Annotated in this window: 11 protein-coding genes; 4 read left to right on the top strand and 7 right to left on the bottom strand. The window is 67.7% G+C overall.

Features of this window, described 5'->3' with window-relative positions; genetic code table 11:
• Positions 1–206: 206 nt before the first annotated feature.
• Both apaG and TPR58_RS19475 read right to left on the bottom strand, forming a co-directional pair.
• A complete protein-coding gene (gene apaG, locus TPR58_RS19480; RefSeq protein WP_346248485.1) occupies positions 207–605 on the bottom strand; it encodes a Co2+/Mg2+ efflux protein ApaG in 399 nt (132 codons plus the stop codon).
• Entirely contained in the window at positions 605–1,813 is a 1,209-nt protein-coding gene (locus TPR58_RS19475; protein WP_346248418.1) for a trans-sulfuration enzyme family protein, read from the bottom strand. The genes apaG and TPR58_RS19475 overlap by 1 nt, the downstream gene beginning before the upstream one ends.
• 91 nt (positions 1,814–1,904) lie before the next feature.
• On the opposite strand from TPR58_RS19475, the gene TPR58_RS19470 reads away from it, so the two are divergent.
• Positions 1,905–3,209, top strand: a complete 1,305-nt coding sequence (locus tag TPR58_RS19470; protein ID WP_346248417.1) for a phospholipid carrier-dependent glycosyltransferase — start codon at positions 1,905–1,907, stop codon at positions 3,207–3,209.
• Positions 3,210–3,249: 40 nt separating this feature from the next.
• Here the strand turns inward: TPR58_RS19470 and TPR58_RS19465 are convergent, their stop codons facing one another.
• The 4 genes from TPR58_RS19465 to TPR58_RS19450 all read right to left on the bottom strand — a co-directional run bounded on the left by TPR58_RS19465 (position 3,250) and on the right by TPR58_RS19450 (position 7,063).
• Positions 3,250–4,353, bottom strand: a complete 1,104-nt coding sequence (locus TPR58_RS19465) for a glycosyltransferase family 2 protein (protein ID WP_428835738.1) — start codon at positions 4,351–4,353, stop codon at positions 3,250–3,252.
• Positions 4,350–5,402, bottom strand: coding sequence for a 3-isopropylmalate dehydrogenase (gene leuB, locus TPR58_RS19460; RefSeq protein WP_346248416.1), 1,053 nt, complete (start codon positions 5,400–5,402; stop codon positions 4,350–4,352). The genes TPR58_RS19465 and leuB overlap by 4 nt, the downstream gene beginning before the upstream one ends.
• A 77-nt stretch (positions 5,403–5,479) precedes the next feature.
• Positions 5,480–6,211 carry a DNA repair protein RecO gene (gene recO, locus TPR58_RS19455; RefSeq protein WP_346248415.1) on the bottom strand — a complete coding sequence of 244 codons (732 nt, stop codon included), beginning with the start codon at positions 6,209–6,211 and terminating at the stop codon, positions 5,480–5,482.
• A gap of 33 nt (positions 6,212–6,244) precedes the next feature.
• Positions 6,245–7,063 carry an outer membrane protein assembly factor BamD gene (locus TPR58_RS19450; protein WP_346248414.1) on the bottom strand — a complete coding sequence of 273 codons (819 nt, stop codon included), beginning with the start codon at positions 7,061–7,063 and terminating at the stop codon, positions 6,245–6,247.
• A gap of 113 nt (positions 7,064–7,176) precedes the next feature.
• On the opposite strand from TPR58_RS19450, the gene TPR58_RS19445 reads away from it, so the two are divergent.
• Both TPR58_RS19445 and TPR58_RS19440 read left to right on the top strand, forming a co-directional pair.
• Positions 7,177–8,001, top strand: coding sequence for a class I mannose-6-phosphate isomerase (locus TPR58_RS19445; protein WP_346248413.1), 825 nt, complete (start codon positions 7,177–7,179; stop codon positions 7,999–8,001).
• A 107-nt stretch (positions 8,002–8,108) separates the two neighbouring features.
• Positions 8,109–8,663 (top strand): glycine zipper 2TM domain-containing protein, encoded by a 555-nt coding sequence (locus tag TPR58_RS19440; protein WP_346248412.1) that lies wholly within the window; start codon positions 8,109–8,111, stop codon positions 8,661–8,663.
• A 69-nt stretch (positions 8,664–8,732) separates the two neighbouring features.
• Here TPR58_RS19440 and TPR58_RS19435 read toward each other — a convergent pair whose 3' ends face one another.
• Positions 8,733–9,503, bottom strand: coding sequence for a Crp/Fnr family transcriptional regulator (locus TPR58_RS19435; RefSeq protein WP_346248411.1), 771 nt, complete (start codon positions 9,501–9,503; stop codon positions 8,733–8,735).
• Positions 9,504–9,721: 218 nt separating this feature from the next.
• Here TPR58_RS19435 and TPR58_RS19430 point away from each other — a divergent pair, with 218 nt between their 5' ends.
• Complete coding sequence (locus TPR58_RS19430) at positions 9,722–13,156, top strand: amidohydrolase family protein (protein WP_346248410.1); 3,435 nt, start codon at positions 9,722–9,724, stop codon at positions 13,154–13,156.
• Position 13,157: the final 1 nt, after the last annotated feature.

The following is a 13,157-nucleotide window of genomic DNA, read 5'->3' as shown; positions in this document are numbered from 1 at the left end:
GGCTGGCGCGACGAGGCTTCCTCGTTGGGAAGGAGAGGACGGGATCGGGTTGGTCCGGCTCGGGTTCGAGGTCAGCGCGAAACCGCAAGCCGACCCACCCCTAACCCCTCCCTTCCAAGGAGGGGGACCCGCAGGACGCGATGTTTCGTCCTCCCCTCCCTGGAAGGGAGGGGCCGGGGGCGGGTTGCTATCGGCCTGACGCACCCTCACCCGATCACCGCGGGGGCGAGCAACGCGAATTTGGGGATCGCCACGTCGAAGCCCTCGCCGTCCTCGCCGATCATGCGGTAGCTGCCCTGCATGCTGCCGGAGGGCGTGGCCAGCGGGCAGCCCGAGACATAGTCGAAGCTCGCGCCCGGCGCGATCAGAGGCTGTTCGCCAACCACGCCCTCACCCTCGACCGAGTGACGGGCGCCGCGGCCATCGGTGATGATCCAGTGACGGGTCAGCAGCCGGACCGCCTGCGGCCCCTCATTCTCGATCCGGATATGATAGGACCAGAACCAGCGACCGCGCTGCGGCTCGGACTGTTCGGGCAGATAGGACACCGCGACGCGGACGATGATGTCGCGCGTCGTCGCCTCGCTCGCGAACAGTGCCTTCATCATAGGCCGACCGCCCGCAATGCCTGATCGAGATCGGCGATCAGGTCCTCGGGATCCTCCAGGCCGACATTCAGCCGGAGCATACCTTCGGTCACGCCCATCTCGATCCGCTTGTCCTCCGCGACCCCGCTGTGCGTCGTCGAGGACGGGTGGGTCATCAGCGATCGAGAATCGCCGATATTGTTCGAGATGTCGATCAGGGTGAGCGCATCGAGCAGCCCGTGCGCCTGGCTGCGCCCGCCGTCGAGCTGCAGCGAGAAGATCGGCCCGGCCATCGCCATCTGCGACATGGCCAGCTCATGCTGCACATGGCTGGGCAGGCCCGGGAAATTCACCCGCGGGACGCGGCCTTCGAGGAAGCGCCCGACCTTCAGCGCGTTCTCACTCTGCCGCTTGATCCGCAGGTCCAGCGTCTCCAGCCCCTTCAGCACCACCCAGGCGTTGAACGCACTGAGGGTCGGACCGGTATTGCGGGTGAAGGGAAGCAGCGTGTTGGTGACGAAATCCTCGGTTCCGCAGACGGCACCGGCAAGCACCCGGCCCTGGCCGTCCATCATCTTGGTCGCGGAATAGGCGACGACGTCCGCGCCATAGTCCATCGGCCGCTGGAGTGCGGGCGTGGCGAAGGCATTGTCGACCACCGTGGTGATGCCGCGCTCCCTCGCGATGCCGCACACCGCGCGCAGATCGACCACGTCCATCGTCGGGTTGGCCGGCGTCTCGAAGAAGAACACCTTGGTGTTGGGGCGGACGGCATCGACGAACTGCTGCGGATCGCGGGCGTCGACGACGGTCGTCTCGATTCCGAACTTGGGCAGCAGTGTGTCCGTCAGCCAGCGGCACGAGCCGAAGGCGGCGCGGCCGCCGACCAGATGGTCGCCGGTCTGGAGCTGGCACAGCAGCGCGGCGGTCATCGCCGCCATGCCGCTCGCCATCGTCCGGCACGCCTCGGCCCCCTCGAGCAGGGCGATACGATGCTCCAGCATCTCGGTCGTGGGATTCTGGAGCCGCGAGTAGGTCATGCCTGTCTGCTCGCCGGCAAATCGCGCGGCGGCGTCGCCTGCGCAGTCATAGGCATAGCCCGAGGTCAGGAAGATCGCCTCGCTGGTCTCCCCCCATTCGGAACGCATGGTGCCGCCGCGGACCGCCTGGGTTGCGGGTTTCCAGTTCTGGGTGACGCTACGGTCCTGTCCGGTATGACGCTTCATGGCGCACGCTTTGCGTCCGGCGGACGCCTTGCGTCAAGAAAGTCATGCCCCGGCATGACGCAAGCGAAATCATCCGCTATCGAAACGAGCCATGCCCGCCGCGCTCTCAAAGGCACTTGCCGACCGCCCCTTCACCGTCGGCCTGCTGATCGCGGTCGTCGCCCAGATCCTGTTCATGGTGAATCTCGGCCGTCCGATCACCCCCTATTTCGACGAGATGCATTACGTCCCTGCGGCGAAGACGCTGATGTCGCTGACGATCCCGCGCAATATCGAGCATCCGTTGCTCGGCAAGCAGCTGATCGCGCTGGGCATCTGGCTGTTCGGCGACAACACCCTGGGCTGGCGGATCATCGCGACGCTGGCCGGCACCGCCAGTGTCGTTGCCGGCTATGCGTTCGTCCTCCTGCTGCTCCGCGCGATGCGCCCGGCCGTCGTCGCCGCCGTCCTGCTGATGCTGAACCAGATCCTCTTCATCCAGGCGCGAATCGCGATGCTGGACGTGTTCCTGGGGGCGTTCCTGCTGTGGGCGCTGGTGGTCCTGCTCTGGTCCGCGCGCGCGCCCGACTCGCGCTCGGCCTGGTTTCGCTGGATCGGGGGCAGCGTGCTGCTCGGGCTGGCGGTAGGCGTCAAATGGGCCGCGATCCCCTATGTTGCGCTGGCCGGGATGGCGTTCGTCGTGCTCCGGATCCGCGACACGCTGAAGGCACGCAGGCCGCTAGGCTCTACCCTGGCCGGACAGGGCCAGGCGCACTGGCCGGGGATCGGGACCCTGCCCGGCCTGCTGACGATGGGCGCGGTGAGCGTGACGGTCTATCTCGCCACTTTCTGGCCGGCCTTCTTCTACGAGGTCGAGCCGATGACCTTCGCCCGGCTGATCCCGTTCCAGCGGGAGATGTACGAGCTGCAGACGCAGATCCTGCCGCCGCACACCTATCAGTCGCAATGGTGGAGCTGGCCGCTGATGATCCGCCCGATCTGGTATTTCTACGAGTTCAGCGACGGCGCGCAGCGCGGCGTACTGCTGGTCGGCAATCCGGTCATCCTGTGGGGCGGCCTGGTCGCCATCCTCGCCTGCATCTGGTCCTGGTTCCGCACCCGGCAGATCGCGCCGCTGGCAGTGGCGCTGCTGTGGATCGCGTCGCTGGCGATCTATATCGTGATCCCCAAGTCGCTGGGTTTCTTCTATTATTATCACCTCTCGGCGATGTTCATCTGCCTGGCGCTTGCCGTCGCCTTCCACAGCTTCGAGTTCGCGCGGCGCCGCGGGCTGGAGGAATGGTTCGCTGCCGCGTCCTTCGTGATGTTCCTGTACTTCTATCCGATCATCTCGGGCGCTGCATTGTCGGAGGGCAGCGCGTTTCACCGCTGGATGTGGTTCCGGAGCTGGCTGTGACGCAACTGTCGCCGCCCGCTTTCGGCGGGCGTGACGGACCTCAATAGCGTCCCCAGACGAAGCGCGACGACAGGACGAAGTTCCACACCGCCGACACCAGGATCCCCGCAAGCGCGGCGAAGCGCCAGTCGCCATGCTCGACGTCGAACAGGAACGAGGCGACGCCGATATTGGCGACCGCGCCCACTGCGCACACGACACAGAAGGACACCCAGCCTCCGAACAATGCCGCCGCGCCCTTCAACCGCTGCTCGCGATAGGTCAGCGCATTGTTCAGGAAGAAATTGAACGTCATCGCGACCACGGTGGCAATGATCGTCGCCTGGAAGAAGGTGATGAAGTCGAGTCCGAAGGACAGCGCCAGCACGACGAAGTGCACCGCCGCGCCCAGCGCCCCGATCGCCGAGAACATCGCGAAGCGCACCGGGATGATCCTGCCGAACATGCGGTCGTACAGCGCGATCAGATATTCCATCGCGACCACGTGATCGAGCTTGCTCTCGCCCAGTTCCCGCGTGCGAAACACATAGGGGAGCTCGATGAACTTCAGCGGCCGCGGGCTGGCGGTCATGATGTCGAGCAGGATCTTGAACCCGATCGCCGACAGGGTCGGCACCAGGTCGCGCACGATTCCCGTGCGGATCATGAAGAAGCCGCTCATCGGATCGCTGAGATCGGCCTTGAGCACGCGGCGCGACAGGCGGGTCGCAAAAGCCGACTTGGCGACCCGGTCGCGGTCCCACTCCCCGGTACCGCCGCCCTCGACGAAGCGCGAGCCGACGACGACGTCCAGCGTCTCGTCGCCCTCCAGCGCGTCGAGCATCCGCGGCAGCAGCGTCTCGTCATGCTGCATGTCGCCGTCGATCACCGCGACGACCGGCGCGGCGGTGGCGCACATGCCCTCGATACAGGCCGAGGACAGGCCGCGCCGGCCGATCCGCTGGATCACCCGCACGCGCGGATCGGACCGGCCCAGCTCGCGGGCAATATCGGCGGTGCCGTCGGGACTGTTGTCGTCGACGAAGATCGCTTCCCAGGACCGCCCCGCCAGTGCCTGGTCCAGCTTCGCAACCAGCGCGGCGACGTTCGCGCTCTCGTTGAACGTCGGGACGACGACTGCGAGTTCCAGACGGTCAGGGATCACACGAGCGCCCGCATCACGACGTCGCCCATCTCGCGCGTCGACAGGTTGCCGCCCAGGTCCGCGGTCCGCGCGCCGGTGTCGAGCGCGGCCGCCACCGCCGCCTCGATCCGCTGCGCCGATGCCTCGTCGTCCAGCGAGTGGCGGACCAGCATCGCCGCCGACAGGATCGCGGCACAGGGATTGGCCTTGCCCTGCCCGGCAATGTCGGGCGCCGATCCGTGGATCGGCTCGTACATGCCGGTATCGCCCGACCAGGCGCGCAGCGAGGCCGAGGGCAGCATGCCGATCGATCCGGCGCACATGCTCGCCTGGTCCGACAGGATGTCGCCGAACAGATTGCCGGTGACGATCACGTCGAACTGGGTCGGCGCCCGCACCATCTGCATCGCGGCATTGTCGACATACATGTGGGTCAGCGTAACGTCGGGATAGTCCGCCGCCATCGACGTCACCACGTCGCGCCAGACCTGCGAGGTCTCCAGCACGTTCGCCTTGTCGACCGAGCACAGCTTGCCCTTGCGGCGCTTCGCCATCTCGAACCCGACCGTGGCGATGCGGCGGATCTCGCTTTCGTCATAGCGCATCAGGTCGTGGCCCTCGCGAAGGCCGGCCGCATTGGTGCGCTGACCCTTTTCGCCGAAATAGACGTCGCCGGTCAGCTCGCGGACGATGACGATGTCGAGGCCGTCGACCACCTCGGGCTTCAGCGTGGACTCGCTCGCCAGCGCGGGAAAGATCGTTGCCGGGCGGATATTGGCGAACAGGCCGAGTTCGGACCGCAGCGAAAGCAGCGCCGCCTCGGGGCGAAGCGCGCGCTCCAGCTTCTCGAAGCGCGGATCGCCGATCGCGCCGAACAGCACGGCGTCGGACCGCTTCGCCAGATCCAGCGTGGCTTCGGGAAGCGGATGGCCCGACGCGAGATATCCCGCGCCCCCGACCGGCGCCTCCTGATAGTCCAGTCCGGGCCTCACCGCCTCAAGGATGCGCCGCGCCTCCGCGGTCACTTCGGGCCCGATGCCGTCTCCGGCCAGCACAGCGATCAGCGTCATCGACACTCCTTCACTCGTCTGCCCGCCCCGCACCGGGGCGGTGAATTTCCCGAGCGCCCTTTGCCGATCCCGCGGCGTTAGGCAACCGCCCGCTTCAGCCGGTCGACCAGCCGTGACCGCGCCGCGAGCACTTCGGCATCCCGGCCGATCAGCACATCGCGTTCGAGGAAATGGCCGGTGATGCGCAGGCCCGCCAGGATATCGTCCCATTCCGCCGCGCCGCCCTGAGTCAGGAAGCCGGGGAGCGGGAACAGCCGATCCTCATAGCCATAGGCGCCGCCGACGCTCACCGCGCTCCCGCTGCGCGGGCTGACAAAGGCGAGATCGCTCGTGGCGCCGGTCGCGGCGCAGCGCTCCAGGTCGAGGCCGAACCCCAAATCTGCCAGCAGCAGCAGTTCGTACCGAACCAGCGCCACTGCCCAGCCCCGGGCGGCGGGCGCAGCCTCGACGGCCGAGAGCACCCCGTCCAGCGCGCTGTGGAGACGCGGATAGGGCTGGCCGTCGGGAAGCGCCGCGGCGGTAAGCGCGGTCGCCCAGTCGAGGGCAGCGGCTGGCAGCGGCTCGCGGAACAGCGGCGCGCGACTGTGGATGAGCTCGACGGTCAGGCCCGGCAGCTGATCCTCGGTCCGCGCGCGCCAGTCGCCCAGGATCAGGTTCGCCGGCTGGAGAATGGGCCGCAACGCCCGCGACCGACCGCCGCGGACATAGCCCGGCTGCAACCCGTCGCTTTCGGTAAGCGCCCGGACGATGGCGCCATGTTCGCCGTGCGCGCGTATTGCGAGGACGATGGCTTCGGATCGAAGATGCATCGGATCGGCCGCGTCCCTGCCGCAGCCGCCCGGTCAGCTGCCGGTGGCGGCCGTCTTCGGCGTCGCCGTCAGCTTGTCCTCATTGTCCTTCATCAGCTTGTACGCCTGCTCGTACCACTGGGTGCCGGGATAGTTGGCGCCAAGGACGGCGGCCGACTTCTGGGCCTCTTCCGGCACGCCGAGCGCGAGATAGGACTCGGTCAGGCGCATCAGCGCCTCGGGCGCATGGGTCGTCGTCTGATATTGTTCGACCACCGTGCGGAAGCGCATCGCCGCCGCCAGCCACTGGCCGCGACGCTGATAGAAGCGGCCGATCTCCATTTCCTTGCCGCCCAGGTGATCGCGCACAAGATCGATCTTGAGGCGCGCGTCGGCGGCATAGCGGGTGTTGGGATAGCGGCGGATCAGCTCGCCCAGCGAATCGAGCGCCTGCTGCGTGATCTTCTGGTCGCGGGTGACGTCGCTGATCTGCTCGTAATAGCTGATGCCGATCAGATAATAGGCATAGGGCGCATCGCGGTTGCCCGGGTGCACCGCCAGGAAGCGCTGCGAGCTCTGGATCGCCTGCTGATACTCGCCGCCCAGATAATAGCTGAACGCGCCCATCAGCTGCGCGCGGCGCGCCCAGACCGAATAGGGATGCTGACGCTCGACCTCGTCGAACAGCGCCGCGGCAAGCTTGTACTGATGCTTGTCGAGCCGATCCTTCGCCGCGCTGTAGAGCGTACCGACGTCGCGCGCGACATAGGGGGTATCGCCCCGTCCGCCGCCAGGGCGCGCACAGCCGGCAAGGGAAAGCGCGACGGCGGCAGTTGCGGTCAGGGCAAACGCACGGGACATGGGAATTCGCATGGCGCCTTTCCTAGCAGAGCTTCTTTTGCGAACAACTGGAATCGCGCGGCCTTTTCGGGGCCTTTTTGAGGCGGCATGCGTTCGCCTCCGGACGATCTGACCTGGAGAAATCTGTGACTGCCACGATGCTCGCTACCCACCGTGTCGAGAAGCCCTGGGGCCGGATGCGCCTGTATCCCGGCTTCCCCGATCCCGCCGCGGACCAGGATCCGGTGGGCGAGATCTGGTTCCAGACGCCGGGCGACGCGACGCCCGACCTGTTGATCAAATATCTGTTCACCAGCGAGAAGCTGTCGGTCCAGGTCCATCCGAACGATGAACAGGCGCACGCCGCCGGCCTGCCGCGCGGCAAGGATGAGTGCTGGGTGATCCTCGATGCCGAGCCCGATTCGACGATCGCGCTAGGTACGAAGGAACCGATCAGCCGCGAACAGCTGCGCGAGGCGGCGCTCGACGGATCGATAGAGCATCTGCTCGACTGGAAGCCGGTAAAGGCGGGCGACTTCTTCTACTCCGCCTCCGGCACGATCCACGCGATCGGCGCCGGCATCACGCTGATCGAGGTGCAGCAGAACAGCGAGACCACCTATCGGCTCTATGACTATGGCCGCCCGCGCGAACTGCATCTGGACCAGGGCATCGCCGTGTCGGACCCGGTACCCTATCAGCCGCACCCGATGCCCGGCCGGGTCGAGGCCGACCGCACCATCCTGGTCGAGGGCCCGAAATTCGTGCTCGAACGCTGGCCGGGCGGACACCGCGCGATCACCCTGCCCGACGGCGTTACGGGCTGGCTGATCCCGGTCAGGGGCGAAGGGGTGGTCGACGGCATCCCGTGGCGCGCCGGCGACTGCGTGACGGTTCAGGGCGACGCTCAAATCCAGGCGGAGGTCGGCAGCGACCTGCTGTTCGCCTATCCCGGCGACTCGCGGCTCTGATCCCCTGCGGCATCTGTCCCCGACGTGAACGCGACGTCGTATCGCGTTCACGCAACGGGATATGATCCGGCACGTTGAGCACCCTATCGAAGACGAGGAGTGTTCAGATGCGTATCCTTCTTGCCGCCGCGATCGCCGCGGTGACGCTGCCGGCAGTACCGGCGATGGCACAGAGCTATAATCGCGAATATCGTCAGGACGTCAGAGAGGCACAGCGCGAATATCGGCGCGACATGCGCAACGCCGACAGCCGCCGCGACGTGCGCGAGGCACAGCGTGACTATCGCGAGAATATTCGCGACGCCCGCCAGGACCGCAACCGCGAATGGCGCCGCGATTGGCGCCGCTATCGCAACTACGACTATAACCGCCTGCCTCCCGGCGAGCGCGGCTATTGGGCCGACGACTATTATCGCGACGGTCGTTACTATCGCGAGCGCCGCCTGACCCGGAACGATCGGATCTATCGCGGCCGTGACGGGCGCTATTATTGCCGCCGCAACGACGGCACGACCGGCCTGATCGTGGGCGGCGTCGCCGGCGGCCTGTTCGGCAACGCGCTGTCGAACGGCCGCAACGCTACCATCGGCACGCTGCTCGGCGCCGCCCTGGGCGCCACCGTCGGCTCGCAGATCGATCGCGGCCAGGTTCGCTGCCGCTAACGCGCCTGCCGTCACGCAGGACCGGAAGGGGCCCGGGAAACGGGGCCCCTTCTTCGTTCGTCGTCCGCTTCAGCCGCCCCGCGGCTCGGTCATCTCGATGCTCGGCGCGGCGGCCGCGGCCCCCGCCCGCTGCAGCCAGCCATGATCGCGCCGCGTCCGATGGCCCGCCAGATGCGCCAGCGCGCGCAGGTCGCCAAGCGACCGCAACTCGATATGCATCCGCCGCCGCGCGATGAAGCCGGTCAGGTCGAGTTCGCGGAAGGTGCGGTTCATATGCACCGGCGTGATCCCCAGCAGATCCGCCAGTTCCGACTGGGTCAGCGGCAGGTCGAGCACCGCCGGACGATCCGCATCGATCAATCGCAACCGGTCATGGGTCTGGACAAGGAAGGCGGCCAGCCGGCTGATCGCGCGCGTCCGCCCGATCGAGGTCAACCGGTCCATCAGCGCCACCCGCTCGAGCTGCGAGCTGAGGAACAGCACCGCCCCCAGCCGCGGCGCCTCGCCGAACACCCTGCCGAAATCCTCGTAGCGGATGGCCCGTACGCTGATCGGCGTCAGCGCGGTCAAGGTTTCCGCGGCGCGCTCCACGACGATGCTGGGCGTGCCGAGCAGGTCGCCGGGCAAATGAATCTTCACGATCTGCTGCTCGCCGCCCGGCACCGCAACGTTGCTCGACACCCAGCCCCGCACCAGCAGATACATCCGACCGACGCGATCCCCCTGACGATGAAGCAACGCGCGCACGGGCAGATGCTCGACCCGCCCGCAGATCGAGTCGAGCAAGGCAAGTTCGGCAGGGTCGGGGTCGATGAATTCCTGGAAACGAAATAACGGCAAGGGGTCCAAGGTTGCGCGCCTCCTTGCCGGGATTTGGCAGTGCGCACGGGCACTTGGCACTATCGTAGGTTATCTGCGAATGTCGCTTCGGACATTCGCCTCCGACTTTTTCGCAACCATTGCCGCGGCGGACCGGATCATGGGAAAGGCCCCCTGTGACCCCGGCCCAAAACCCGTTACATCCGCGACCATAAACAGATCAGGGAGATGCAGGGATCATGAAATATCGGGTCACGATGGCGATCGCCGCCTGTCTGGCGGCCGGCGAAGCGGCTGCCCAGGTCACGCCGCCCGCCGCCGAAAAACCGGTGGCCCAGGGCCAGGCACCCGAGAATGACGTGATCGAGGCGCAGCAGCGGCGCGATGCCGGCCAGGCGGCGCCCACCCCGGCCCCGGCCCCCGCCGCCCCTCGCACGGCGGCACCCCCGACGGCCCCTGCCAAGCCTGCGAAATGGGACGTCAACGCGCCCGCCGGCCTGCGCACGCGCGAAGTCCGCATCGCAGTGAACGAGGGCACCTGGATGAACGTCGACGTGTCGCGCGACGGCAAGTGGATCGCGTTCGACCTGCTCGGCGACATCTATGTGATGCCGATCGCGGGCGGCACCCCCCGGCGCATTGCCGAGGGGTTGGCCTATGAACAGCAGCCACGCTTCTCCCCCGACGGCAGCCGCATCGCCTTCACCTCCGATCGCGGCGGCGGCGACAATATCTGGATCATGAACGTCGACGGCAGCGACAAGCGCCAGCTGACCAAGGAAGACTTCCGCCTGCTCAACCAGCCGAGCTGGAGCCCGGACGGCCGATTCATCGTCGCCAAGAAGCATTTCACCACCGGCCGCTCGCTCGGCACCGGCGAGGTATGGCTCTATCACGTCTCGGGCGGCGGCGGGGTCCAGCTGGTCAAGCGCGCCAGCGAACGGCTGCAGAAGGAGCTGGGCGAGCCGATCTACTCGGCCGACGGCCGCTCGATCTTCTATGTCCGCAACGTCACCCCCGGCCCGATCTTCGAATATGCGCAGAACTCGCGCACCGACCTGTTCGACATCGAGCGCTACGACATCGAGAGCGGCGAAGTCTCGACCGCGGTCTCCGGCGTCGGCGGATCGGTTCGCCCGACCCCGTCGCCCGACGGCAGGTCGATCGCCTTCGTCCGCCGCCACCAGGGCAAGACCACGCTGTGGGTCAAGGACCTGGTGACGGGCTCGGAGCGCCGCATCTACGACGCGCTCGACCGCGACGTCCAGGAGACCTGGGCGGTCACCGGCGTCTATCCGAACATGGGCTGGACCCCCGACAGCCGATCGCTGGTCTTCTGGGCCGGCGGCAAGATTCGCCGGATCGACGCCGATGGCGGCAACGCCCGCGAGATCGCGTTCCGCATCGACGATACCCGCGTCGTTGCCGAAGCGACGCACCCGGCAATCGAGGTCTCGCCCGACCGGATCGAGACGAAGATGCCGCGCTGGGCCAGCGTATCGCCCGACGGCCGCCAGGTCGTGTTCGAGACGCTCGGCAAGCTCTATATCCGGCCCGTCTCCGGCGGCACCGCCCGGCGCCTGACCAGCGGCACGGACGAGAGCCTCGAGCTGTGGCCCAGCTGGTCGCGCGACGGCCGCTCGATCGTGTTCGTCAACTGGACCGATGCGGGGCTCGGCCACATCCGCACCATCGCCGCGACCGGCGGCGCAGCGCGGACCGTGACTGCAGCCGAGGGCCATTATTCCCGCCCGGCCTTCTCCCCCGACGGCAGGACGATCGTGTTCGAGCGCGGCAGCGGCGGCGAACTGGTGTCGGCCCGTGCCGGTGACAATCCCGGCATCTATCGCATCGCCGCGACCGGCGGCGCCCCCGTCCGCGTCTACAAGGACGGCGCCCGCCCCCAATTCGGTGCCTCGAACGACCGGCTGTTCATGGTCGCCGACGATGACGGGAAACGCCAGCTGATCAGCACCGACCTGAGCGGCGGGGCGAAGCGCGTCCACGCCACGGGCGATCTCGCCAACGACTATATCGTCTCGCCCGCGGGCGACTATTTCGCCTTCCGCCAGAATTACGAGGCCTTCGTCATGCCGCTGATGCCCGGCACGCAGGGCGTCGAGGTCGGCCCGAAGGGCGGCCCGCTGCCCGCCACGCGCGTCAGCGCCGACGGCGCCGACTTCATCAACTGGTCCCAGGACGGGCGCCAGATCCACTGGTCGACCGGGCCGACATTGTTCACCGCGACCACCGCATCGCTGTTCCGCTCCTCGCCCGCGGGCGAGGACGCACCGAAGTTCGAACCGGTGCGCCAGGGCGTCTCGCTGTCGATGAGCGTTCCCGCCGATCGCCCGACCGGCACGGTGGCTCTCACCGGCGCGCGCGTCGTCACCATGGCGCAGGCGGATGGCGGCATCCTCGACGACGCGACGATCCTGATCCGCGGCGACCGCATCGTCGCGGTCGGCCCACGCGCCTCGGTCCCGATCCCGGCAGGGGCGAGGACGGTCGACGTCGCCGGCAAGACGATCATCCCCGGCTTCGTCGATGCGCACGCGCACGGCCTGCAGGGGGAGGACGACCTGGTCCCGCAGCAGAACTGGACCTCGATCGTCAACCTGGCGATGGGCACGACGACGATCCACGATCCCTCGTCGCGCGCGGCGGAGATCTTCGCCGCCGCCGAGCGGCAGCGCGCCGGCCGGAACCTGTCCCCGCGCATCTTCTCGACCGGCGAGATCATCTACGGCGCCAAGGCGGCGGACGTCTATGCCGAGATCAACAGCTATGACGACGCGCTGGCCGCGGTCCGCCGGCTGAAGGCTCAGGGCGCGCACAGCGTCAAGAACTACAACCAGCCGCGCCGCGAACAGCGCCAGATGGTCGTCGCCGCCGCCCAAGCCGAGAACATGCACGTCGTTCCCGAGGGCGGATCGCTCTACGCGCAGGACATCTCGCTGGTGCAGGACGGCAATTCGACCGTCGAGCACAACGTCCCCGTCGAGGTCTTCTACCAGGACGTGCTCAGCATGTGGGCCCAGACCAAGGTCAACTACACGCCCACCCTCGTCGTCGCCTATGGCGGGCTGGCGGGCGATCCCTATTGGCGCGCGCACAGCGAGGTGTGGCGCCATCCGCTGCTCTCGCGCCATGCCCCGCCGGCGTTGCTCGAGGCGCAGAATGCCCGCCGCCCGATCGCGCCCGAGGAGGATTATGTCGACGGCGAGACCGCGCGCGAGGCGAAGAAGCTCGCCGACCGCGGCATCCAGGTGTCGATCGGCGCGCACGGCCAGCAGCCGGGCCTCGGCGCGCACTGGGAATTGTGGAGCTTCGTGCGCGGCGGCTGGACCCCGATCGAAGCACTGCGCGCCGCGACGATCGCCCCCGCCACCTCGCTCGGCTATTCCAGGGACATCGGATCGATCGAGACGGGCAAGCTCGCCGACCTCGTCATCCTGGACGCCGATCCGACGCAGGACATCCGCAACAGCGACAAGATCAGCCGGGTGATGCTCGGCGGCCGCCTGTACGACGCGGCGACGATGAACGAGGTCGTCACCGGCACCGCGAAACGCGCCCCCTATTGGTGGGAAGGCGCCGGCGCCGATGCCGGGACGTCAGGTTTCGCCCGGATGCTCTCCCGCGGCGACGGCCACGGACATTCGGGGGACTGAG

The sequence above is a fragment of the Sphingomonas rustica genome (assembly GCF_039652585.1).
GTDB lineage: Bacteria > Pseudomonadota > Alphaproteobacteria > Sphingomonadales > Sphingomonadaceae > Sphingomonas > Sphingomonas rustica.
This window is presented reverse-complemented; position numbering and strand designations above follow the sequence as displayed.

What these genes read in the sequence shown, in the direction of transcription:
- apaG (WP_346248485.1), bottom strand. Translation starts at nt 605, where the DNA reads ATGAAGGCACTGTTCGCGAGCGAGGCGACGACGCGCGACATCATCGTC.
- TPR58_RS19475 (WP_346248418.1), bottom strand. Translation starts at nt 1,813, where the DNA reads ATGAAGCGTCATACCGGACAGGACCGTAGCGTCACCCAGAACTGGAAA.
- TPR58_RS19470 (WP_346248417.1), top strand. Translation starts at nt 1,905, where the DNA reads ATGCCCGCCGCGCTCTCAAAGGCACTTGCCGACCGCCCCTTCACCGTC.
- leuB (WP_346248416.1), bottom strand. Translation starts at nt 5,402, where the DNA reads ATGACGCTGATCGCTGTGCTGGCCGGAGACGGCATCGGGCCCGAAGTG.
- recO (WP_346248415.1), bottom strand. Translation starts at nt 6,211, where the DNA reads ATGCATCTTCGATCCGAAGCCATCGTCCTCGCAATACGCGCGCACGGC.
- TPR58_RS19450 (WP_346248414.1), bottom strand. Translation starts at nt 7,063, where the DNA reads ATGCGAATTCCCATGTCCCGTGCGTTTGCCCTGACCGCAACTGCCGCC.
- TPR58_RS19440 (WP_346248412.1), top strand. Translation starts at nt 8,109, where the DNA reads ATGCGTATCCTTCTTGCCGCCGCGATCGCCGCGGTGACGCTGCCGGCA.
- TPR58_RS19430 (WP_346248410.1), top strand. Translation starts at nt 9,722, where the DNA reads ATGAAATATCGGGTCACGATGGCGATCGCCGCCTGTCTGGCGGCCGGC.